Raw genomic sequence first — 20,591 nt, forward strand, 5'->3', positions numbered from 1 at the left:
GCATTGTATCTAACACATACAAAACATGCGCTGTAAAGATCCAGCGCGAAATCGCCCCTCGCCAATCGGGGGCAGGCACGGGAGAGGTGCATATGGCAGTTTCTATGAGCGGGCCCGATATGGCCGCCGAACTCAATCATGGCGTGGATGCCCAGGAGGCCGCCGCCCATCACCTTGCCGTGGCCGCGCGTGACGAGCCGTGGCCCAGCGCCGGGGCGGCGTGGTTTGCGCTCTCGGTCATCATCTTTGCCACGTTTCTCAACTTCTTCGATTCGGCGGCTTTTGGCCTGCTGATCGAACAGATCAAAACCGAGTTCGGCCTGTCGAACACCGCCATCGGCCTGCTGCAGGGGCCGGTCAATGTCGTGTTCTATATGGTGGTGATGCTGCCGCTGTCGCGCTGCTCGGATATTTTTCCGCGCAAATATGTGCTGGCCATCGGCGCGCTGCTGATCGCGCTGCTCAATGCGGCGGGCGGGTTTACCAGCACCTTTATGGCTCTGGCCTTCACCCGGATGCTGGTGGGCGCGGGCGGCGGGGCCCATGCGCCGGGGTCTTACTCGATGCTGGCCGATTTCTTTCCGCCCGAAAAGCGGCGCTGGCCTTTCGCCGTGCTGCAACTGGGCTTTATCGGCGGCAGCACGATCGGCCTTGTCATCGCGGGCAAGCTGCTGGCGCTGGCGATGAGCCTGCCCGAAACGCCTTTCATGGGCACCACGCTCCATGGGTGGAAATATGTGCTGATGATGCTGGCGCTGCCGGGCGTGGTGGCCTGCGTGCTGCTGCTGATGGTGCCCGAACCGCCGCGCCGGGGCGTGATCGAGGGGGGCAAGCCGCTGCCGATCCGGGCGGTGATTTCGGAGATCTGGCGCCGCCGCGCGGTCTATGGCCCGCTGTTTCTGGGGCTGGGCTTTTCGGCCGCCCATGCCATGGCGGCGCCCGCATGGATGGTGCCTTTCTACAAGCGCACCTATGGCTGGAGCGAGGTGGAGATCGCCACGCGCGCGCCGATGTTCATGCTGGCAGGTCAGATTGCCGGGCTGCTGCTGGGGCCGATGCTGATCAAATTGCTGGCGCGGCGCTATCGTGACGCCAATGTCCGCGCCGTCACGATCTGTTTTTGCGGGGTCGCGCCGCTGGCCATTCTGGGGCCGATGATGCCCAATCCTTGGTTGGCGCTGACCTGCTCTATGCTGTCGGGAATGCTGGGCATTGCCTCGGCCGTGCCGCAAAATCTGGTCATTCAGGAAATTACCCCCAACCAGATGCGCGGGCAGGTGACGGGCCTTTACCTGATGATGTTCACCGCCGTGGGCGCTCTGGGCCCCTTCCTGATCGGCTTTTTCACCGACCACGTGTTCGGCCATGACGGCGATGTGTGGAAAGCGCTGGCGCTGTCGGGGGCCTTGCTCAGCCCGCCTGCGGCCTACATCATCAGCCGCGCGATCCGGCCCTATGCCGACGCGCTGGCTTTGCTCGACAAGGAAACGCAATGACTTATCCTGAACTCTCCATGGTGATCGGCGGCGAAAAGGTGGGTATCGCCCATCGCCGCACCCATGCCGTGCTGAACCCCGCCACCGGGGCGGTGATCGGGCAATTGCCGCTGGCCGATGTTGCCGATCTCGACCGCGCGCTGGCCGTGGCGGATGAGGGCTTTCGCATCTGGCGCAAATCCACGCCCCAGCAGCGCGCCGCCGTGCTGGCGGGCGCGGCGGGCCTGCTGGTTCAGCGCCAGGAGGAGATCGCCCGCACCGCCACTTTGGAGCAGGGCAAGACTTTGGCCGAAACCCGCATCGAGGTGATGATGGTGGCGGGCCTGTTCAACTTCTATGCAGGAGAGGTGGGGCGCATCTATGGCCGCACCCTGCCGCGCCCCGATGGCATGCGCTCGACCGTCACCTATGAGCCGGTGGGGCCGGTGGCGGCTTTTGCGCCGTGGAATTTCCCCATCGGCAATCCGGGGCGTAAATTGGGCGCGCCCATCGCGGCGGGCTGCAGCGTGATCCTGAAGCCGGCCGAAGAATCGCCCGCCAGCGCGCTGGCCGTGCTTCAGGCTTTGCTCGATGCGGGCCTGCCGCCGCAGGTGGCGCAGGTGGTGTTCGGCGTGCCTGATGAGGTGAGCCGCCATCTGCTGGCCAGCCCGGTGATCCGCAAGCTCTCCTTCACCGGTTCGACCGTGGTGGGCAAGCATCTGGCCAAGCTGGCGGCGGACAATTGCATCCGCACGACGATGGAACTGGGCGGGCATGGGCCGGTGCTGGTCTTTGCCGACGCGGATATCGAGCGTACGCTCGATATTGCTGTGGGCCACAAATATCGCAACGCGGGTCAGGTCTGCGTCAGCCCGACGCGCTTCCTTGTCGAGGAAAGCGTGTTCGAGCGTTTCCATGATGGCTTTGCCGAGCGCGCCAAGGCGATCACCGTGGGGGATGGCATGGACGAGGGCAGCCGCATGGGGCCGATGGCCAACCCGCGCCGCCCGGAGGCCATCGAGGCCTTGGTGAAAGATGCGGTGGCGGCGGGCGCGAAATTGAACGCGGGCGGCAAGCGGATCGGCAATCAGGGCTTCTTCTTTGAACCCACCGTGATTTCGCAAGTGCCGCTGAGCGCCCGCATCATGAATGAGGAGCCCTTTGGCCCCGTCGCCATCATCAACCCGATGGCGGGCGAGGAGGCCATGATCGCGGAGGCCAACCGGCTGCCCTATGGCTTGGCCGCCTATTGCTGGACGCAGGATGCCGCACGGCAAAAGCGTCTGGCGCGTGAGTTGGAGGCCGGGATGGTGGGCATCAACACGGTGGCCATCGGCGCGGCGGATTCGCCCTTTGGCGGCGTCAAATGGTCCGGCCACGGCGCCGAGGACGGACCGGAGGGGCTTCAGGCCTGCCTTGTCACCAAGGCGATCCACGAAGGATAATTGCCCTTTGTCATGGCCCAGCAACAGTTGAGCAAAACAGGCGAGGTAAGCGGCGTGGCCCAGCGTCATGCCGCCCCCGCAACGGGAGGAGGCCGCGATGGCCTCCCCCTGTTTGCGAGATTTTGCCATGAAGCTTCTGTTGTCCCTGCCTCTGCTCCTTTTGGCGCCCATGGCCCATGCCGCCGAGGAGGATACGCAGACATGGGCCGCCGTGCATGGCATGGTGGGGCTGGGGGGCCGGGCGGTCGTCAATTTCGACTATCAGGCGCGCATTACCGACACCCACAGCCGCGCCGGACAGGTCCTGCTGCGTCAGGCGATCGGCTATCGCATCAACCCCAAGACCAGCGTGTTCGGCGGCTATGCCTATGTCCGCACCGACAATCTGGGGGCCAAGGTGCTGGACGAACATCGCCTGTTTCAGCAGGCCAATTTCAGCATTCTGGACGCGGGCAAGAACGGCGCAATCACCGGGCGCACCCGTCTGGAGCAGCGCTTTGTAGAGGGTTCGGGCGAGGTCGGCTGGCGGATGCGGCAGCAGGTGCGAGGCGCCCTTCCCATCGGCAAGGGCCTTGCGCTGGTGGGCACGGCCGAGCCGTTCTTTGCCTTCAATCGGACCACATGGGGCCAGAAGGCCGGCTTCGACCAATTGCGCCTGTTTGGCGGGATCGCCGTGCCCGTGGCGCGCGGTTTCGCCATCGAGACCGGATATATGGGCCAATATATTGCGCGCGACGCAAAGGCCGACCGGATGAATCACATTATCAGCCTGGCCATCACCATCAACCGATAAGGGGCGCCGGGCTGTCGGGAAAGAGGAGCAGCCCAGAATGAGCGATCAACCCCATCTCCACCCCCTGCGCACCGGCGGCGAGCGCGGCTATCTGCGCATCGCCACCGAGGAAGCCTTTGCCACGCGTGAGCAGGTGGACATCTTTTTGCGCATGATCCGCGATGGCACGGCGGACAAGGGCATGGTCAGCCTGTGGGGCTTTTATGCGCAAAGCCCTTCGCCGCGCGCGACCCAGATCATGGAGCGCCTGCTCGATTTGGGCGAACAGCGGATTGCCGATATGGATGCGACCGGGATCGACGTGGCGATCCTCGCGCTGACCAGTCCCGGCGTGCAGCCGATTCTTGACGTGGAGGAGGCCAAGGGCGTGGCGCGGCGGGCCAATGAGGCGCTTGCTGCTGCCTGCGCGAAATATCCCACCCGCTTTGTCGGCATGACGGCGGTGGCGCCGCAGGACCCGGAATGGTCGGCGCAGGAAATCCTGCGCGGCGCGCGCGAATGGGGCTTCAAGGGATGCCAGATCAACAGCCACACGCAGGGGCACTATCTGGACGAGCCGCAGTTTGATCCGATCTTCCGCGCGCTGGTCGAGGTGGATCAGCCGCTCTATATCCATCCCGCCACCTTGCCCGACAGCATGATCGGGCCGGTGCTGGAGGCGGGGCTGGACGGCGCGGTGTTCGGTTTTGGCGTGGAAACGGGGATGCATCTGCTGCGCCTTATCACCACGGGCATTTTCGACCGCTATCCCACCCTTCAGATCATGGTCGGGCACATGGGTGAGGCGCTGCCCTACTGGCTCTATCGGCTGGATTACATGCATCAGGCGGGCGTGCGTTCGCAGCGCTATGAACGCCTCAAACCGCTGAAAAAGACCATCGCCGAATACATGCGCAGCAACGTGCTGATCACCAATTCGGGCATGGCGTGGGAACCGGCGATCAAGTTTGCCCAGGAGGTGATGGGCGAGGATCGCGTGATGTATGCCATGGACTATCCGTATCAGTACGAGGCGCGCGAAGTGGTCGATATGGACAATATGGCCATGAATTTTGCCACAAAACGCAAGTTCTTTGAGGATAACGCGCGCCGCTGGTTCAAACTGTAGGCGTGGGGGCCTTGCGTTAGCCGCAAGGCCCAGCCACTTATGCAGGCGCAGATAAAGGGGCAAGCGCAGGGGCATGGCAAAAGTCAAGGAAACGCTGGTGAAAACCACCCCTCCGGGGGAAGATGCCGACGATATCGGCGAAATCCGCGACATCGTGGGGTTTCACCTGCGCCTTGCCCATGGCGCGGTCTATCGCCACTTTACCGAGACCTTTGCCGAACTGGACCTGACGCAGAAACAGGTTTCGGTGCTGTGGCTGGTGGATGACCACCCCGGCATCGCGCAAACCGGACTCGCGCAACGTATGCGGATGGACCGGGCCACCACCATGGCCATCGTCAACCGATTGGAGGCGCGCGACCTGTTGCAGCGCGGCAAGTCCGACACCGATGGGCGCAAGCAGACGCTGCACCTGACCGTGGCGGGCAAGGCGATGCTGGCAACGGCAAAAGAGGCCATCCGCGCGCATGAGGAATGGTTGAAGTCGCGATACACCGCGCGGGAAGTGGCGGTGTTGATCGAGTTGCTGACGCGGTTGCATGAGTGAGGGGTTTTAAGGGAGTTTAGAATGCGAGGGTCTAGACCCTCGCGCTCCCGTTACTGTCTGCGTCGCGCTATGGGTTCGTCGTTAGGAATCGGACGCGGCGTTGGGATATTAAAGCCTGCGGCGCTTTCTAGCGTGAACTCTCCGCGCCGCAGGCTTTCAAACATGGCAAGCGGACGCCCCGCCGCCAACCAACCACCACCCCATTAACGGGATTGCAAAGGGACGAGTCCCTTTGCCCACCGGAGGCAAAAAGAGGCAAACCTCAATCCTCCACCATCACCCTAAACCCGGCCACCCGCTCCGCCGCCATCAAGGCCTGCGCGCCGGCCAGAGTCGCCCGCGGCGCAATATCGGCCAGCGCATAGCGCCCCGCTGCGGCCAATTGACGCGACAACGGATCACCCGCCTCCGCCGCGATCAGCCGCGCCGCGATCCAGCCGGTGGCGACCACGCCCGCCAGCGTCAGGAAGGGGGTGGAGCCTGCCTCGGCTACCGCTGGATCGGCGGCGATCAGGGCCTCGGCGGTGGCGGTGAATGTGTCGAGCGCTGCGTTGAAACCGGCATGGTCGATGCGGGTGGCATCCTCGCGCGCGGCCTGCAAAAACGCATGGTATCCCGCCGCGCCCGGTGCGCGCAGGCGGCGCAGGGTGATATCCTGCGCCTGCATACCGGTGGTGCCTTCAAACACGGTGAGGACGCGGGCATCGCGCAACCCCTGCTCGACCGGCCATTCGCGGGTGTAGCCTGCGCCGCCCAGCACCTGAAGCGCATCCGAGGCCACGCCAAAGCCCGTCTCGCCGCCCAGCGTTTTGACGATGGGCAGCAGCCACCCGGCCAGCGCCTCATTATGCGCCCGCACCGCCGCATCATCGGTAAAGCGCGCCAGATCGGCGGCATTGGCGGTGGCAAAGATCAGCCCGCGCAGCGGCTCGACCCGCGCCGAGAGCGAGAGCAATTGCGCCTGCACATCGGCATGGGTGTTGATCGTGACCGGCTGCGGCCCATTGCCGCCCTGCCGCCGCTCGGCCGCATAGCCATAGGCGATTTCGGCGGCGCGGCTGGCCACGGCAAGGCCCATCACCCCGGTGGCCAGGCGCATGTTGGTGATCATCACGAAGAGCTGCGGCAGCCCGCGCCCCATTTCGCCCAGCAGATAGGCGGGCGCCCCTTCAAAGCCCATCACGCAGGTGGGCGAGGCATGAAGGCCCAGCTTTTCCTCGATCCGGCGCACGACTATCGGCGCGCGCGCGCCATGTTCGACCGAGGGGACGAGGAACAGGCTGATCGGGTCCTTGGGGCTGGGGGCTTGTCCATCGGGCGCGGTCTTGGCCAGCAGGAGGTGGGCAATCGCGCCCGTCAGGTCCTGATCGCCAAAGCTGATCCAGCATTTCTCGCCGGTGATCCGCCATGTGCCGTCGGCCTGCTTTTCTCCGCGCGTGCGAAGGCGGCGCACATCGCTGCCCGCATCGGGTTCGGAAATGCAGATGGTGGCGCCGATGGTTCCGTCGATCAGGCCCGGCAGCCATGCCTCGCGCACCGCATCATCGGCAAAGGCATGGATCAGCCGCGCCCCCGCCCGGCTGGGCACGGGCATCATGCCAAAGGCGGGGCAGTGGCGGTCCATCATTTCCTGCACCGCATTGCCCAGCGCCGTGGGCAGGCCCATGCCCCTGATCTCGGGCGAGGCGTCGAGCATCAGCCAGCCGCCTTCGCAAAATTCCGACCATGCGGCCTTGTGTTCGGGCACGGTGAGGACGCGGCCATCGACCAGTTTGCACCCCGCAACATCGGCCGCGGCGTTCAGGGGCGCCAGACGCTCCAGCGCAAAGCGGCCCGCCGAACCGAGGATCTCGGCAATCATGTCCTCGCTGGCCTGTGCGCAGGATTCGCTTGTGGCCAAAAGCGCATCCCAACCGGGGCTGATGGCCAGATGGCGTGCGATGGTGGCGGTGATATCCATGCGGTCCTCTCGTCTAATTCTGTTATCATGCATAACATTAATGCACGGGCCTGCCAATCGCCACCATGGTCTAAAAATCGCACGTGGTGCGGATTTTTGTTGCACGCCCCCCTTGCCATCGGCCTTCGCGGGCTTCACGAAAGATTGTTATGAACGATCCTTTGGCAAATCTTCCCGGCTATGTGCTGCGCCGGGCCTCCTCGGCGGCGCTGGCCGGGCTTAATCGGCGCCTGTCGGCGCTCACGCTGCGCCATGTCGATGCCAGTCTGCTGATGCTGCTGAACGGGCAACCGGGCATTACCCAGAGCGAGGCGGGGCGTATCCTCGATATTCAGCGGGCCAATATGGTGCCCATCGTTTCGCGGCTGGAGGCGCGGGGCCTGATCGACCGCCAGCGGGTCGATGGCCGGTCGCAGGGGCTTTACCTGAGCGCCGAGGGCGAGGCGCTGCATACGCAGGTCATGACTGTGATCGACGGCTATGAGCAAACGCTGATGGAGGGCGTGCCCGCGCCTTTGCGCAAACAGGCGATGGCGGTTCTGCATGCCTTCTGGCAATCGGCAGAAGCCGCCATCGAAGGGGACTAAGCCATAATCCGCCTTAAGCCATAACCCACTGGGCCAGCGCGGCGATGCAGTCGCGGCCCAATTGTGCGCTGCGTTCCGGGCTCCACCCCTGATCGGGGCAGGGCAGGTCGTTGTGGTCCTTGAAGGGCATTTCCAGCGTCATCGCCACCGCGCCAAACCGCTCGGCAATCTGGTTGGTGGCCATGGTCAGATTGGCCCGGCCCGCAGGCGCGATGGGGTAGCCCGCGCTGGTCTGGAAATCTGGCGTCTGCGCGTCCAGAATCGCCAGATAGCGATGGTATGACGCCAGTTGCGTCTCGGTGATGGAGGGGATGCCTTCGAAACCGGCGATGAAGACATGCGGGATCGCCTCGTCGCCATGCACATCCATGCACAGGGCCACGCCGGTTTCATCCATCGCATTGCGGATGGCCAAAACCTCGGGGCTGCGGTCCGGCGTGGGATCATGCCATTCGCGGTTCAGGTTCACCCCCGCCGCATTGGTGCGCAAATGGCCCCGGCGCGATCCGTCGGGATTGGCGTTGGGCACGACATGCACCGTGGCCCGCTGGCGCAGCAACCGCCCATGCGGATTGGCCGGATCGGTCAGCGCATCCAGCGCCCCTTCCATCCACCATTGCGCCATGCTCTCGCCCGGATGCTGGCGCGCCTGCAGCCAGATCTGCACCGGTCCATGGCCCATGGTCAGGCAGTCGATGGCCTGGCCATCGAGGCTTTGCCCGAGGCGGCGATAGATGACGCCCGGCTCGGCGGCGATCTGCGCGATCAGGTCGTGGTGGCGCTCCATGGAATAGGGCGCGAAATAGGCAAACCAGCAGACCTCGCTCTCGGGCGTATAGGTGATGGTCAGCGTGCCGTTTTCGGTCTGCGGGTCCCATGTGGTGTCGGCGCGGCCCCAATAGTCGCGGTCTTCGGATACGCAGGCGCGATAGCCTTCCCAACCGCCGGGATAGGCCGCCCCGTTCAGCCCGGTGATGCGCAGCACCAGCTCGCGCCCCGCCGCGCCCGAAACGCGGAAGTGAAACCATTGGAAAAAGTCGCTGTGCGCATCGCGGCGGATGGCCAGCGTGGCGGTGGCGCCATGAATGGCGCGCACTTCAATATTGCCCGAATCAAAGGCCGAATCGATGTGGATGGCAAATTCGCTCATGGATATACTCTAAGGAAGGCGGATCAGGGGACGCGGATGGTTTCGCCCGATTGGCCGGGAAAGCCGGAGAACAAGGCCTGCGCCAGCTTGGGCGCGGCCAGTTGGGTCTGGGCCAGCGGCGATGTGGCCGAGACGGTAAAGCTGGCGCGGCCCTCCCACAGGGCCTTGCCGCTGGCGCGGTCGCGGATCACGGCGATGAGGTCGGTGGCGGTGCTCTGGCCCGAACCGGTGCGGATGGGGATGGAAATGCCCACCCCGGCGCCGCTGCCGTAATTGCTGCCCGATGCGCCCAGGCTGACGCCTACCGGGCTGCGGCTCTCGGTCAGGGCTGTCCGCACAAGGCGGATCGCCGCGACCTGATCCGCGCTGTCGGGCGGGGCGGCGGTATAGCCCAGCGCGGACAATTCGCGCTCGACGGCAATCTGATAGGATTGCAATTCGAGGCTGGACCCATCCATGCCGGGGCCGGGCACCACCGCAATCGTGCCATGGCCCAGCGGCGAGGCATCGGCGACATGGAAGCGCGACACCTCGACCGGACCGACCGGCACGGCACATCCCGAAATTATGCCGCCGGAAAGCAGCATCAGCGGCGCGAGTGACTTGATAAAGCGCATCATGGGGCCGGTGGTGGCCCCATGCGCGCGATCATGCAAGAGGCGAATCAGCGTGACGCCAGCGAGGAGGAGGGGAAGCGCTCGAACAGCGCGCCGGCCAGACGCACCGAGACGGCATCGTCGCTGGCCGCCTTGGTGCCTTCGCGCGTGGCGATGCGGGCGCGGGCCTCATACAGCGCCTTGCCCGAGGCGCGGTCGCGGATACGGATTTCCATATTGGTCATCACCAGAGCGCCGCGCGGCTTGGTGGCGTCATAGGCAAGGGAGAGGCCCATCATCGAGCCGCGATTGGATACACCCATCATGGCGCTGCCCGAGATCGGGTTGCGCTTTTCCTCGGCGGGTTCCAACTGATCGCGCACCACGGTGATCTCGACGATCTGGCCGCCATCGCCGTCCGGGCCTGCGGTGTCATAGCCCGCCTTGGCCAGTTGATCGACAACGGCCGCCTCGAAGGTGGCCTGCTCGCGGTCCGAAGCGGTGGTGCCGGGCATGGTGCGCAAGGTGATGCGCCCATGGCCCAGCAGCGGAATGGCGCCATCGGCCAGAAACCTTTCGGCGTCCACCCGGCCTTCGCGGTCATCGCGCGGGGCCGAATAGCGGCCTGATCCGCCAAAACCGCCGCCATAGCCGCCCCAGCCCCCCATACCGCCCCAGCCGGGCTGGGCATGGGCGGGCGTGGACAGGGCAAGAACGGCAAGCAGGGCAGCGCCAAGGCTGGCGGCGGGCATTTTTCCGTAAATGGTCGGCTTCATGGCAGTGTGCGACTTTCTGTGCAGCAATGGCGATGGAATGTATGCCCCTTGGGCCTCAGGCTAGGCGGCCATAGCTTGCCCGATGATGAACCTGTTTGTCCTTGTGTCTGCGAAATTGTCGCAGGATTGCGATGAAAATGGCGCAGAATTTAGTCCCATGTCCAATGGATCATGCTAGAGACGACACCCATGACAGACACAACGATCGGAAAGCTTCCCGTCCTTGTTACCGGCGGGGCGGGTTATATTGGCAGTCACGCCGTACTGGCGTTGAAGGACGCAGGCTGGAAAGTGGCCGTGGTGGACAATCTGGTCACCGGATTCCGCTTTGCCGTGCCCGATGGCGTCGCTTTTTATCAGGGCGATATTGAGGATGGCGAACTGATCGCCCGAATCATCGCCGAACAGGGAATCTGCGCGATCATGCATTTTGCCGGATCGGTGGTTGTGCCCGAATCGGTGGAAAATCCCCTGAAATATTATCACAATAACACCGCCAAGAGCCGCGCCCTGATCGAGGCGGCGGTCAAGGGCGGCGTCAAACATTTCATCTTCAGCTCGACCGCGGCCACCTATGGCATCCCCGAGGTTTCGCCGGTTGAGGAGGATATGCCCAAGGTTCCGATCAACCCCTATGGCATGTCCAAGCTGATGACCGAGATCATGCTCAAGGATGTCGCGGCTGCCCATCCGATGAACTATTGCGCGCTGCGCTATTTCAACGTGGCCGGGGCGGACCCGGATGCGCGCACCGGGCAATCGACGGCGGGCGCGACCCATTTGATCAAGGTGGCGGTCGAGGCCGCGCTGGGCAAGCGTGAGAGCGTGGGCGTGTTCGGCACCGATTTCGCGACGCCTGACGGCACGGGCGTGCGCGATTACATTCACGTTTCCGATCTGGCCGATGCCCATGTGTTGGCGCTGGAGGCGCTGATTGCCCAGCCGCAGCGTTCGCTGACGATGAATGCCGGTTATGGTCGCGGCTTCTCGGTGCTCGATGTGCTGGACGCGGTGGACCGGGCGACCAATCGCACCATCCGGCGCGTGATGCAGCCGCGCCGCGCGGGCGACCCCGATTCGCTGATTTCGAACAACGCGCGCATCAAGGCCACCGTGCCTTGGGTGCCGCGCTATGCCGATCTCGACGTGATTGTCAGCCATGCTCTGGCGTGGGAACGCAGGCTGACGGAAATTCGCGGCGAAGGTTGACTTTGCCACACGCGCAGCCTATCGGCGCGGTTCAATTTTCGGCCCGGTCGGTTCGGGCAAAGGGATTTGTCATGAAGATTCGCAACAGCCTCAAGTCGCTGAAGGACCGTCACCGGGATAACCGCGTGATCCGCCGTCGCGGCCGCACCTATGTCATCAACAAGACCCAAAAGCGTTTCAAGGCTCGCCAGGGCTAATTGATACGCGGTCGGCATTGGGTTCCTCCGGGTTCCCTGCCTGCCACGGGTAAGCTTGCAAGCCCGCCACCGCCCAGCGCGATGGCGGGCTTGCTGCGTCTGGGCCCTGTTCGGCGCGAATCAGGGCGAATCGGAGAAGATGATGAGCGAGAAGCAGCCTCATGTGGTGGTGTTCGATATTGGCCGGGTGCTGGTCCAATGGCGAATCGCGGGTCTGTATGAAAAGCTGATCCCTGACGCGGACCGGCTCGCATGGTTCCTGCGCGAAGTGGTCAGCGAGGAGTGGCATGCCCAGCATGACGCGGGCAAACCCTTTGCCGAGATGATCGAGGAACTGGCGCAGGAATATCCCGAAGAGCGCGAATTGATCGAACTTTATGCGCCGCGCTGGTTGGAATGCGTGCCCGGGCCCATTGACGGCACCCATGACATCGTGCGCGCGTTGGATGCGCGGGGTGTGCCGCTCTATTCGATCACCAATTTCGGCGTCGATGCATGGGCGATGTTCCGCCCGACTTTCCCGGTGCTCGACCATTTCCGCGACATTGTGGTGTCGGGGCATGAGCGCATGATCAAGCCCGATGCGGCGATCTTCGACCTTGCCGCCCAGCGTTTCGGCCATGCGCCGGGCGATATGCTCTTCATCGACGACAATGCCGACAATATCGCCACTGCGCAGGCGCTAGGGTGGCATGTGCATCATTTCGTCGATGGGGCCGAGGCGCTGGAGGCGGATTTGCGGGGGCGGGGGTTGTTGTAACAGGCGGCAGGGAAGTTTGCCTCCGGCGGGCAAAGGGCGGGGGCCCTTTGCAATCCCGTTAATGGGGTGAGTGTTTGGCTTGGGGGGCGTGGTGTTTGACGCTGATGCTTGAAAGCCTGCGGCGCGGATAGGGATGACTTGGCCGGGCCGCTGGCTTCAACATTCAAACATGGCGTCTGAACCCGATTCGCAACAAAGACAGCAACGGGAACGCGAGGGTCTGGACCCCCGCATCACTAACCCTTTAACCTCCCTCCCATGCTCCTCCGATTCGCCCTCGCCGCCGCCCTTATCGCCACCCCCGCCTATGCCGCCCCCGCGCGCAAGGCTCCGCCCAAACCGGCGGCGGTCAAGGAAGTCCCGCCCCAGCCTTTGCATGACACCGAGACCGTGGCGATGACCACCGAATTGGGCGTCATCACGCTGGAGCTGGACGGCAAGCATGCCCCGATCAGCACGGCCAATTTCATGCGCTATGTCGATAACAAGCGCTTTGACGGGATCGTGTTTTACCGCGCCATGCATCTGAAATGGGGCGAGCAGCCCAATGGCCTGATTCAGGCCGGTACGCGCGGCGATCCGCGCAAGATCTTCCCGCCCATTGCTCATGAACCGACCAGCCAGACCGGCGTCCTGCACAAGGCCGGGGCGATTTCACTGGCGCGTCTCGCGCCGGGGACGGCGACGGGGGATTTCTCGATCCTGCTGTCCGACATTGACGGGCTGGACGCCAATCCGCAATCCGCCGATCCGGAAGTTCAGGCCGGATATGCCGCCTTTGGCCATGTGGTGTCGGGCATGGATGTGGTGCGCAAGATCTGGGATCAGCCGGTCGATCCCAATGCGGGCGAGGGGGCCATGAAGGGGGAAATGCTCGCCCAGCCGGTCAAGGTGATCAGCGTGCGGCGGGTGGTTGCGCCCTGATCGATCAATCCTCGTCGACGGCGATGTCGCCGGCGATGCTGGACGACTTTCCGCCAAAGCCGAAGGTGCGCGCCCAGTCGCGCACCCACTGGTCGCGCTTGATCCGTTTGATCGGGGCGGCGCAATGTATGCAATGGCCGACGTAGTGATCTGTGGCCGAGCGGCGAACCTTGCGGCGATTCGGGGCGTGCGGCATGAAAAAACATCGAAGCAAACCAAATAGTTTCATATTTTCGACAGACTTTCCCCAAACGGCCAATATTTCGACATTAGTGGGGTGATGGCGGGCCTGCAACCTCTCCAAAGGGTGAACCGTCCGTTAATGCTAAACGCTTATGCGCGGGGCGGCTGGCGGCGATAGGACAGGGCTTCGGCCACATGCGCGCGCGATACGGTCTGCGCGCCCGCCAGATCGGCGATGGTGCGCGCCACGCGGCGGATGCGCGTATAGCCGCGCGCGGTCAGGTTCATCGCCTCGGCGGCGCGAATCAGCAATTTCATGCCCTCGCCATCGGGCGTGGCAAAGCGGTCGAGCGATTCGCCATCCAGATCGGCGTTGTTGCGCATCCTCGTGCCGCAGAGCCGCTCGGTCTGAACCCCGCGCGCGGTGGCCACACGGGCGGCCACCTGCGCACTGCTTTCGGCGGTCGAGGGCAGCGCCAGATCGAAGGCGCGCACCGCCTCGACCTCGACATGTAGGTCGATGCGGTCGAGCAGCGGGCCGGAAACCTTGCTCTGATAATCCCCGGCGCAGCGCGGCGCGCGCGAACAGGCCAGCCCCGCATCGCCCAGATGGCCGCAGCGGCATGGGTTCATCGCCGCGATCAGCTGAACCCGCGCGGGAAAGGTGACATGGGCATTGGCGCGCGCCACGGTGACTTCGCCGGTCTCCAGCGGCTGGCGCAGCGAATCGAGCACGCCGCGCTGGAATTCGGGCAGTTCGTCAAGGAACAGCACGCCCAGATGCGCCATCGACACTTCGCCAGGGCGCACGCGCAATCCGCCGCCGGTCATCGCCGCCATGCTGGCCGAATGGTGAGGGCTGCGGAAGGGTCGGGCGCGGCTGATTCGTCCGCCCTCCAGCGTTCCGGCGACCGAGGCGATCATCGAGACTTCGAGCGCCTCGGCAGGCGTCAGTTCGGGCAAGATGCCGGGCAGGCAGGAGGCCATCAGCGATTTGCCCGCACCGGGCGGGCCGATCATCAGCAGATTGTGTCCGCCCGCCGCCGCGATCTCCAGCGCGCGCCGGGCCGTTTCCTGCCCTTTGACCTGACGCAGATCCGGCCCCGGCATGGCGGGCGCGCTCTGGCCGGGCGCGGGGGGCGAGAGCGCCTGCGCGCCTTTGAGATGGGCCAGCAGGCTGGCCAGATCGGGCGCGGCGACCACAGGAACGCCTGCGGCCCAGCTTGCCTCGGAGCCTTGCGCGGCGGGACAGATCAGGCCCAATTCGCGCTCGCTGGCATGGAGCGCGGCCAGCAGGACGCCGGGCGAGCCGACGATCCGCCCATCGAGCGACAATTCGCCCACCGCCACAAAATCGCCCATCTGCTCGGCATCGATCACCCCCATCGCGGCCAGCAGCGCCAGCGCGACGGGCAGGTCGTAATGCGATCCTTCCTTGGGCAGATCGGCGGGCGACATGTTGATGGTGATCCGCTTGGGCGGCAATGCCAACCCCATCGCGGTCAGCGCCGCCTGAACCCGCTGACGGCTCTCATTCACCGCCTTGTCGGGCAGGCCGACCACGGTAAAGCCCGGCAGTCCGGGGGCCAATTGGCATTGCACCTCGACGGCGCGCGCCTCCAGCCCCAGATAGGCCACCGTCCGGACCAGCGCGACCATGTGCAAATTCCCCGTCTGAACTTCCCCTATCCAAGTATTTGTGCGTAAAGTCAGTCTTGTCGAGGGGAAAAGCACGCGGTCGATTCCGCTGTGCCGAATCCCTTGACTCAGCGGCCCACTTCCCATAGTGGCGCCGCTTCACGCCTCTTCGCTATCGAGGGGGTGGCCGTTTTTATCCGCGCTGCACAGCGCCGAGCATTGTTTGAGGGTTTAGACCATGAAGCGCACTTTCCAGCCCAGCCGGCTTGTCCGCGCCCGCCGTCACGGCTTCCGCGCCCGCACCGCCACGGTCGGCGGCCGCAAGGTGCTGCGCGCCCGTCGTGCGCGCGGCCGCAAGAATCTGTCGGCCTGATGATCTGGCCCGGTGGGGAGCAATCCCCGCGCCGGGCCGGTTCGCTTGAGCGCCGGGGCTGATCGGTGGCAGGCGAAAACATCGTGACAGATGACGCAATAGGGTCGGAGGCCTTGCCTTCGGCCCATTGTGCGTTTCCGGAAGGGCGTGGCGTGGCGCCCAAGCTGCGCATCATGACCAAGCGTTCCGATTTTCTGGCCGCGAACAAGGGGCTGCGTGTGGCGCGGCCCGGTTTTGTGCTGCTGGTCCTGCCGCATGGCGCGGCCGATGCGGGCGATATTCGCCGTTTTGGCATCACCGTTACCAAAAAGATCGGCAATGCCGTGGTGCGCAACCGGATGAAGCGCCGGTTTCGTGCGCTGGCGCGTGAACTCCTGCCCGAACATGGGCTGGCGGGGCATGACCATGTGCTGATCGGCCGCGAGGGCGGGGTGGAACGCGACTTCGCGCTGCTGCGCAAGGAATTGCTGATCGCGCTGGATCGCGCCAGATCGGGCAAGGGCGATGCGCCGCGCGGGGCCAAAGGCGGCAGGGGAGGCGGCAAGCCTCACCATGGCCGCGGTAAAGGCCCGCGCCCTGCTCCCCAGGCTCCCCAAACGTGAAATATGTGCTGATCTTCATCGCCCGCCTGTGGCAATGGGGGCCATCGGCCATGATGCCGCCCACCTGCCGCTACTCGCCGTCCTGTTCGGCCTATGCGATCGAGGCCTTGCAGAAACATGGCGCGATTAAGGGTGGATGGTTGACGGTGAAGCGTCTATTGCGCTGCCATCCATGGGGCGGTCATGGCTATGACCCGGTCCCGTGAACCTGTAATTTTGACCAATGTATTGGGGAAATATGCGTGAGTAACCAGCGCAATCTGATTATTGCCATGCTGCTGACCGGGCTGTTGCTGTTCGGCTGGGATGCGGGCCTGCGCTATTTCTATCCCGACATGGGCAAGAAGCCCGCCGTCGCGGCCTCAGCCGCGCCGACCCCCGCGGCCAGCGCCAAGCCGACCCGCGAAGGCGGCCTCGGCAGCGTGGTGGATCAGGCGATTGAGGCCAAGGCGCTCAACGCGGATCTTAACGCCGGTGGCCGGGTGAAGGTGGAAGCGCCGGGCCTGTCGGGCTCGATCAATCTGGTGGGCGCGGTGGTCGATGACCTGTCGATCAACCGCCACAAGCAGACCATCGACAAGGACAGCGCGCCGGTTCGCCTGTTCAGCCCCGCCGGTACGCCCGCCGAACATTTCGCGCAGCTTGGCTGGGTCGGTCAGGGCGTGGCGACGCCCAATGGCACGACCGTCTGGGCCGCGCCTGCCGGTGCCAAGCTGACGCCGCAGACTCCGGTGACGCTGAGCTGGGCCAACACCACGGGCCAGACCTTCACCATCACCTTTGCCATCGACAATGATTACATGATCACCGCCAAGCAGGCCGTGCAGAACGCCGGTCCGGCGCCGATCAGCGTGCAGCCCTTTGGCCTCATTCGCCGCACCGAAAAGACCGCCAGCGTCGATTCGTGGAACATCCATTCGGGGCCTTTCGGCGCCTATGATGAAGCGGTGAACTTTGGCGTCAATTACAAGGATGTCGCCGAAAAGGGTCAGGTCAATCCTGATGGCAAGACCAACTGGATCGGCTTTACCGACATCTATTGGATGAGCGTGCTGGTGCCTGATGCGGTGCCCGCCACGGGCGATTACCGCAGCCTTGGCAACCAGCTTTTCCGCGCTGACCTCATCTATCAGCCGCAGGTGGTGGCCCCCGGCCAGACCGCGCTGCGTGCGACCCGCCTGTTTGCGGGCGCCAAGGAAAGCCTGCTGCTCGACAAGTATGAGGCGCAGGGCGTGACCCGCTTCAGCCTCGCCATCGACTGGGGCTGGTTCCGCTGGTTTGAAAAGCCGATCTTCTGGCTGCTGCGTTCGCTGTTCAAATTCGTCGGCAATTTCGGCGTGGCGATCATCCTGCTGACGGTCATCGTGCGCGGCATCATGTTCCCGGTGGCCCAGCGCCAGTTCTCGAGCATGGCCGCGATGAAGGCGATCCAGCCCAAGATGAAGGCGCTGCAGGAACGCTATAAGGACGACAAGGCCAAGCTGCAGGAAGAGACGCTCAAGCTCTACAAGGAAGAGGGTGTGAATCCGCTGGCGGGCTGTCTGCCGATCTTCCTTCAGATCCCGGTGTTCTTTGCGCTGTATAAGGTGCTGATGGTGTCGATCGACATGCGTCACCAGCCTTTCGCGCTGTGGATCCATGACCTTTCGGCGCCGGACCCCAAGCATATCCTCAACTTGTTCGGCCTGCTGCCCTTCGATCCGCCCAGCTTCCTGGCGATCGGCGTGCTGGCGGTCATTCTGGGCATCACCATGTGGCTTCAGTTCAAGCTGCAACCGGCCGCCCCCGATCCTGCTCAGCAGCAGGTGATGGGCATCATGCCGTGGATGATGATGTTCATCATGGCGCCCTTTGCCTCGGGCCTGCTGGTTTACTGGATCACCTCGAACCTTCTGACCATTGCTCAGCAGAAGTATCTGTATGCACGGCATCCTGACTTGAAGAAGAATGTCGATAAGGAGCGCGCCATCGTCGAAGCGGCGGCGCATAAGAAAAAGTGAACGAAGACAACAATCTTGAACTGATCGAGCGCGCCCGGAAAGTGTTTTCCGGGCGCGTGGACTTTTTGCTGTCCGCGCCCGCGCTGAAATTCCTGCCCGATCCGGTGGTGCCGGAAATCGCGCTGTCGGGGCGTTCGAATGTGGGCAAAAGCTCGCTCTTGAACGCCATCACCGGGCGCAAGGCGCTGGCCCGCACCTCGGTGACGCCGGGGCGCACGCAGGAGCTGAACTTTTTCGACGTGGGCGGGGTTGCGGGCGAAATCCCCGATTTCCGTCTGGTCGACATGCCCGGCTATGGCTTTGCCAAGGCCCCGCCCAAGGTGGTGGAGCAGTGGAAGAAGCTGGTCCGCGATTTCCTGCGCGGGCGGGTGGTGTTGAAGCGCACGCTGGTGCTGATCGACAGCCGCCATGGCGTGAAGCCGCCCGACCTTGAGATGATGGAAATGCTGGACGGGGCGGCGGTGGGCTATCGCCTGGTGCTGACCAAGGCGGACAAGGTCAAGGCCAGCGAACTGGACGAGGTCCATGCCAAGGTGATGGCCGAGGCGCGCAAACATTCGGCCGCCTATCCCGAAGTGATGATCACCAGCAGCGAGACGGGGATGGGCATTGCCGAGATCCGCGCGGCGGTGTTGGGGGATGCCGAGCTTTAAGCTTTACGTCTGTCATATTCCGCCGCTAACATCGGGGTAAGTTTGTCTCGAGTGAGGTCGCTTACCCCCATGTCTCGCAAAAAGTTTCGCAAAAGTTTGAAGCTGCTGGCCGCCGGTGTGGCGGCGCTGGGCCTGTCCGTGTCGACCCCGGCTCTGGCATGGGGCGATTTGGGCCATCGCACGATCGCCAATATCGCGCTGGCCAATGTTTCGCCCAAGACCAAGGCGGCGATCGACGCGCTGCTGACGGCGCAGGAAGGGCTGGGCACGGCCCAATGCCCGGTCCATTCGCTGGGCGATGCGGCGACATGGCCCGACTGCCTGCGCAGCGAAAGCTGGCGCTGGGGGCATACATTCCCCTGGCATTACCATGATGGCGACATCACCGCGCCCGCCTTTGACATGAAGGCCAATTGCAGCGGCGGCCAGTGCGCGACGTTCCAGATCACCCGCTTTGAGCGCATTCTGGCCGACAAGAGCCTGCCGGTGGCCCAGCGCCTCGAAGCGCTCGCTTTTCTCAGCCATATCGTGGGCGACCTGCATCAGCCGCTCCACGCTGCCGAACATGACCATGACGCGGGCGGCAATGGCGTGACGGTCACCAATCTGCCGGGCGAACCCTATATCATCAACACCACCCCGCCCACAGTGGTGAACCCCAAGGCCGGTACGCTCAATCTGCATTGGATGTGGGACAATTTCCTGGTTATCCGCGCGCAGAAAGCGGGCAAGCTACCCGAGGTGCGCGCCTATTCGGTCGCCGATCGCGCCAAAATCGCCACGGGCGGCATTGCCGACTGGGCGCAGGAAAGCTGGCAGATCGCCCATGACACGGTCTATCCGCAGGCCTTCGGCCATGTGGTGAGCGCCGAGGAAAAGACCGCGAAGGATGTGACCATCAGCGATGCCGCCATCGCGCAGGACATTCCCATCGTCAGCCAGCGCCTGCTGCAGGGCGGGCTGCGTCTGGCCAAGGTGCTGGACGAAACGCTGGGCGGCTAAAGCGCCGAACTGGCCAGCCAGAGTGCAATGCCCAGCATAATCAGCGCCATCACGCGCCGGATGCGAACCATCCGGCGCGGGTTGCTGATTAGGCCATGCGCTCTGGCCCCGCCCGCCACGATGGCCAGATGGACGGCCGTGGCAAGACCCACGCTGATCGCGGCAAAGCCCATGGCCTGCGGGATGGTGGGCGCCGCGCCGCCAAGGAAAGGCGGCACCACCACGACAAAGAACAGCAGCGCCTTGGGGTTGAACAGATTGACCAGCAGGCCCGAGGCGAAATGGCGCCCGATGCCGCCCGGTTGCGGCGCACCGGGGGCGATGTCGGCCTCGCGCCACGCCTGCCATGCCAGCCAGAGCATCAACGCCACCCCGGCCCAGCGCAGCCCCGACAGCAATCCGGGCCGTACGCTGAGCAATTCGACCAGCCCCAGCGCGGCCAGCATCGCATTGAGCGCCAGTCCGATCCCGATCCCGGCGGTGGCCACCAATCCCGCACGCCGCCCCTCGGCCAGACTGAGCGCGGCGAGCCATGCCATATTCGGCCCCGGCGTCAGCTCGATCACCAGCACGGCAAGGGCAAATTCAAACCAGTTGATCGTCATGGCCTTGC

Annotated in this window: 23 protein-coding genes; 16 read left to right on the plus strand and 7 right to left on the minus strand. The window is 64.4% G+C overall.

Features of this window, described 5'->3' with window-relative positions; all coding sequences use genetic code 11:
* Positions 1–92: 92 nt before the first annotated feature.
* The 5 genes from BGP00_RS17955 to BGP00_RS17975 all read left to right on the plus strand — a co-directional run bounded on the left by BGP00_RS17955 (position 93) and on the right by BGP00_RS17975 (position 5,368).
* Positions 93–1,496 (plus strand): MFS transporter, encoded by a 1,404-nt coding sequence (locus BGP00_RS17955; RefSeq protein ID WP_168604999.1) that lies wholly within the window; start codon positions 93–95, stop codon positions 1,494–1,496.
* The gene (locus BGP00_RS17960; protein WP_292691431.1) at positions 1,493–2,920 is read left to right on the plus strand and encodes an NAD-dependent succinate-semialdehyde dehydrogenase; all 1,428 of its coding nucleotides are present in this window, start codon (positions 1,493–1,495) and stop codon (positions 2,918–2,920) included. Before BGP00_RS17955 ends, BGP00_RS17960 begins: the two co-directional genes overlap by 4 nt.
* A 127-nt stretch (positions 2,921–3,047) precedes the next feature.
* Positions 3,048–3,713, plus strand: a complete 666-nt coding sequence (locus BGP00_RS17965; RefSeq protein WP_292691429.1) for a DUF2490 domain-containing protein — start codon at positions 3,048–3,050, stop codon at positions 3,711–3,713.
* Between the two features lie 37 nt (positions 3,714–3,750).
* The gene (locus BGP00_RS17970) at positions 3,751–4,821 is read left to right on the plus strand and encodes an amidohydrolase family protein (protein ID WP_292691427.1); all 1,071 of its coding nucleotides are present in this window, start codon (positions 3,751–3,753) and stop codon (positions 4,819–4,821) included.
* Positions 4,822–4,894: 73 nt separating this feature from the next.
* On the plus strand, positions 4,895–5,368 hold the full coding sequence (locus BGP00_RS17975) for a MarR family transcriptional regulator (RefSeq protein ID WP_168605003.1): 474 nt from the start codon (positions 4,895–4,897) through the stop codon (positions 5,366–5,368).
* 262 nt (positions 5,369–5,630) lie between these two features.
* Here the strand turns inward: BGP00_RS17975 and BGP00_RS17980 are convergent, their stop codons facing one another.
* Positions 5,631–7,328 carry an acyl-CoA dehydrogenase gene (locus tag BGP00_RS17980; RefSeq protein WP_292691425.1) on the minus strand — a complete coding sequence of 566 codons (1,698 nt, stop codon included), beginning with the start codon at positions 7,326–7,328 and terminating at the stop codon, positions 5,631–5,633.
* Between the two features lie 149 nt (positions 7,329–7,477).
* Here BGP00_RS17980 and BGP00_RS17985 point away from each other — a divergent pair, with 149 nt between their 5' ends.
* Complete coding sequence (locus BGP00_RS17985; RefSeq protein ID WP_168605005.1) at positions 7,478–7,915, plus strand: MarR family transcriptional regulator; 438 nt, start codon at positions 7,478–7,480, stop codon at positions 7,913–7,915.
* A gap of 13 nt (positions 7,916–7,928) precedes the next feature.
* On the opposite strand, the gene BGP00_RS17990 is transcribed toward BGP00_RS17985, so the two are convergent.
* Genes BGP00_RS17990 through BGP00_RS18000 form a run of 3 tightly spaced genes read right to left on the minus strand, consistent with a single transcriptional unit; the run spans position 7,929 to position 10,437 of the window.
* Positions 7,929–9,065: a M14-type cytosolic carboxypeptidase gene (locus tag BGP00_RS17990; protein WP_292691423.1), complete on the minus strand. Its 1,137-nt coding sequence runs from the start codon at positions 9,063–9,065 to the stop codon at positions 7,929–7,931.
* 23 nt (positions 9,066–9,088) lie between these two features.
* Positions 9,089–9,685: a DUF4136 domain-containing protein gene (locus tag BGP00_RS17995; protein ID WP_292691421.1), complete on the minus strand. Its 597-nt coding sequence runs from the start codon at positions 9,683–9,685 to the stop codon at positions 9,089–9,091.
* Positions 9,686–9,729: 44 nt separating this feature from the next.
* On the minus strand, positions 9,730–10,437 hold the full coding sequence (locus BGP00_RS18000) for a hypothetical protein (RefSeq protein ID WP_292691419.1): 708 nt from the start codon (positions 10,435–10,437) through the stop codon (positions 9,730–9,732).
* A 189-nt stretch (positions 10,438–10,626) separates the two neighbouring features.
* On the opposite strand from BGP00_RS18000, the gene galE reads away from it, so the two are divergent.
* From galE to BGP00_RS18020, 4 genes are all read left to right on the plus strand, one after another.
* A complete protein-coding gene (galE, locus tag BGP00_RS18005; protein WP_292691417.1) occupies positions 10,627–11,646 on the plus strand; it encodes a UDP-glucose 4-epimerase GalE in 1,020 nt (339 codons plus the stop codon).
* Positions 11,647–11,717: 71 nt separating this feature from the next.
* Complete coding sequence (gene ykgO / locus BGP00_RS18010; protein WP_054122357.1) at positions 11,718–11,843, plus strand: type B 50S ribosomal protein L36; 126 nt, start codon at positions 11,718–11,720, stop codon at positions 11,841–11,843.
* A gap of 142 nt (positions 11,844–11,985) precedes the next feature.
* On the plus strand, positions 11,986–12,603 hold the full coding sequence (locus BGP00_RS18015; RefSeq protein ID WP_292691644.1) for an HAD family phosphatase: 618 nt from the start codon (positions 11,986–11,988) through the stop codon (positions 12,601–12,603).
* A 258-nt stretch (positions 12,604–12,861) separates the two neighbouring features.
* A complete protein-coding gene (locus BGP00_RS18020) occupies positions 12,862–13,527 on the plus strand; it encodes a peptidylprolyl isomerase (protein WP_292691414.1) in 666 nt (221 codons plus the stop codon).
* Positions 13,528–13,531: 4 nt separating this feature from the next.
* On the opposite strand, the gene BGP00_RS18025 is transcribed toward BGP00_RS18020, so the two are convergent.
* Both BGP00_RS18025 and BGP00_RS18030 read right to left on the minus strand, forming a co-directional pair.
* Positions 13,532–13,756, minus strand: a complete 225-nt coding sequence (locus tag BGP00_RS18025; RefSeq protein ID WP_292691412.1) for a hypothetical protein — start codon at positions 13,754–13,756, stop codon at positions 13,532–13,534.
* Positions 13,757–13,860: 104 nt separating this feature from the next.
* Entirely contained in the window at positions 13,861–15,369 is a 1,509-nt protein-coding gene (locus tag BGP00_RS18030) for a YifB family Mg chelatase-like AAA ATPase (protein WP_292691410.1), read from the minus strand.
* Positions 15,370–15,586: 217 nt separating this feature from the next.
* On the opposite strand from BGP00_RS18030, the gene rpmH reads away from it, so the two are divergent.
* The 6 genes from rpmH (at position 15,587) to BGP00_RS18060 (ending at position 19,978) form a co-directional block, all read left to right on the plus strand.
* Complete coding sequence (rpmH, locus tag BGP00_RS18035; protein WP_018075531.1) at positions 15,587–15,721, plus strand: 50S ribosomal protein L34; 135 nt, start codon at positions 15,587–15,589, stop codon at positions 15,719–15,721.
* Positions 15,722–15,894: 173 nt separating this feature from the next.
* A complete protein-coding gene (rnpA, locus tag BGP00_RS18040) occupies positions 15,895–16,323 on the plus strand; it encodes a ribonuclease P protein component (protein WP_292691643.1) in 429 nt (142 codons plus the stop codon).
* Positions 16,320–16,529 carry a membrane protein insertion efficiency factor YidD gene (gene yidD / locus BGP00_RS18045; protein ID WP_168605015.1) on the plus strand — a complete coding sequence of 70 codons (210 nt, stop codon included), beginning with the start codon at positions 16,320–16,322 and terminating at the stop codon, positions 16,527–16,529. The genes rnpA and yidD overlap by 4 nt, the downstream gene beginning before the upstream one ends.
* Positions 16,530–16,565: 36 nt before the next feature.
* On the plus strand, positions 16,566–18,323 hold the full coding sequence (gene yidC, locus BGP00_RS18050) for a membrane protein insertase YidC (protein ID WP_292691404.1): 1,758 nt from the start codon (positions 16,566–16,568) through the stop codon (positions 18,321–18,323).
* Positions 18,320–18,976: a ribosome biogenesis GTP-binding protein YihA/YsxC gene (yihA, locus tag BGP00_RS18055; RefSeq protein ID WP_168605017.1), complete on the plus strand. Its 657-nt coding sequence runs from the start codon at positions 18,320–18,322 to the stop codon at positions 18,974–18,976. The genes yidC and yihA overlap by 4 nt, the downstream gene beginning before the upstream one ends.
* Positions 18,977–19,072: 96 nt before the next feature.
* A complete protein-coding gene (locus BGP00_RS18060; protein ID WP_292925804.1) occupies positions 19,073–19,978 on the plus strand; it encodes a S1/P1 nuclease in 906 nt (301 codons plus the stop codon).
* Here BGP00_RS18060 and BGP00_RS18065 read toward each other — a convergent pair.
* Positions 19,975–20,583: a LysE family translocator gene (locus BGP00_RS18065; RefSeq protein WP_292691400.1), complete on the minus strand. Its 609-nt coding sequence runs from the start codon at positions 20,581–20,583 to the stop codon at positions 19,975–19,977. The genes BGP00_RS18060 and BGP00_RS18065 overlap by 4 nt on opposite strands.
* Positions 20,584–20,591 lie beyond the last annotated feature (8 nt).

It is taken from the genome of Novosphingobium sp. 63-713 (assembly GCF_001898925.1).
Classification (GTDB): Bacteria; Pseudomonadota; Alphaproteobacteria; order Sphingomonadales; family Sphingomonadaceae; genus Novosphingobium.

Coding starts and splice junctions, on each gene's coding strand:
- ykgO (WP_054122357.1), top strand. CDS start 11,718: ATGAAGATTCGCAACAGCCTCAAGTCGCTGAAGGACCGTCACCGGGAT.
- BGP00_RS18020 (WP_292691414.1), top strand. CDS start 12,862: ATGCTCCTCCGATTCGCCCTCGCCGCCGCCCTTATCGCCACCCCCGCC.
- BGP00_RS17955 (WP_168604999.1), top strand. CDS start 93: ATGGCAGTTTCTATGAGCGGGCCCGATATGGCCGCCGAACTCAATCAT.
- BGP00_RS18065 (WP_292691400.1), bottom strand. CDS start 20,583: ATGACGATCAACTGGTTTGAATTTGCCCTTGCCGTGCTGGTGATCGAG.
- BGP00_RS18030 (WP_292691410.1), bottom strand. CDS start 15,369: ATGGTCGCGCTGGTCCGGACGGTGGCCTATCTGGGGCTGGAGGCGCGC.
- BGP00_RS17980 (WP_292691425.1), bottom strand. CDS start 7,328: ATGGATATCACCGCCACCATCGCACGCCATCTGGCCATCAGCCCCGGT.
- BGP00_RS18025 (WP_292691412.1), bottom strand. CDS start 13,756: ATGAAACTATTTGGTTTGCTTCGATGTTTTTTCATGCCGCACGCCCCG.
- BGP00_RS18015 (WP_292691644.1), top strand. CDS start 11,986: ATGAGCGAGAAGCAGCCTCATGTGGTGGTGTTCGATATTGGCCGGGTG.
- rnpA (WP_292691643.1), top strand. CDS start 15,895: ATGACCAAGCGTTCCGATTTTCTGGCCGCGAACAAGGGGCTGCGTGTG.
- BGP00_RS17960 (WP_292691431.1), top strand. CDS start 1,493: ATGACTTATCCTGAACTCTCCATGGTGATCGGCGGCGAAAAGGTGGGT.
- BGP00_RS17995 (WP_292691421.1), bottom strand. CDS start 9,685: ATGATGCGCTTTATCAAGTCACTCGCGCCGCTGATGCTGCTTTCCGGC.
- BGP00_RS17965 (WP_292691429.1), top strand. CDS start 3,048: ATGAAGCTTCTGTTGTCCCTGCCTCTGCTCCTTTTGGCGCCCATGGCC.
- galE (WP_292691417.1), top strand. CDS start 10,627: ATGACAGACACAACGATCGGAAAGCTTCCCGTCCTTGTTACCGGCGGG.
- rpmH (WP_018075531.1), top strand. CDS start 15,587: ATGAAGCGCACTTTCCAGCCCAGCCGGCTTGTCCGCGCCCGCCGTCAC.
- BGP00_RS17970 (WP_292691427.1), top strand. CDS start 3,751: ATGAGCGATCAACCCCATCTCCACCCCCTGCGCACCGGCGGCGAGCGC.
- BGP00_RS17990 (WP_292691423.1), bottom strand. CDS start 9,065: ATGAGCGAATTTGCCATCCACATCGATTCGGCCTTTGATTCGGGCAAT.
- BGP00_RS18000 (WP_292691419.1), bottom strand. CDS start 10,437: ATGAAGCCGACCATTTACGGAAAAATGCCCGCCGCCAGCCTTGGCGCT.
- BGP00_RS17985 (WP_168605005.1), top strand. CDS start 7,478: ATGAACGATCCTTTGGCAAATCTTCCCGGCTATGTGCTGCGCCGGGCC.
- BGP00_RS17975 (WP_168605003.1), top strand. CDS start 4,895: ATGGCAAAAGTCAAGGAAACGCTGGTGAAAACCACCCCTCCGGGGGAA.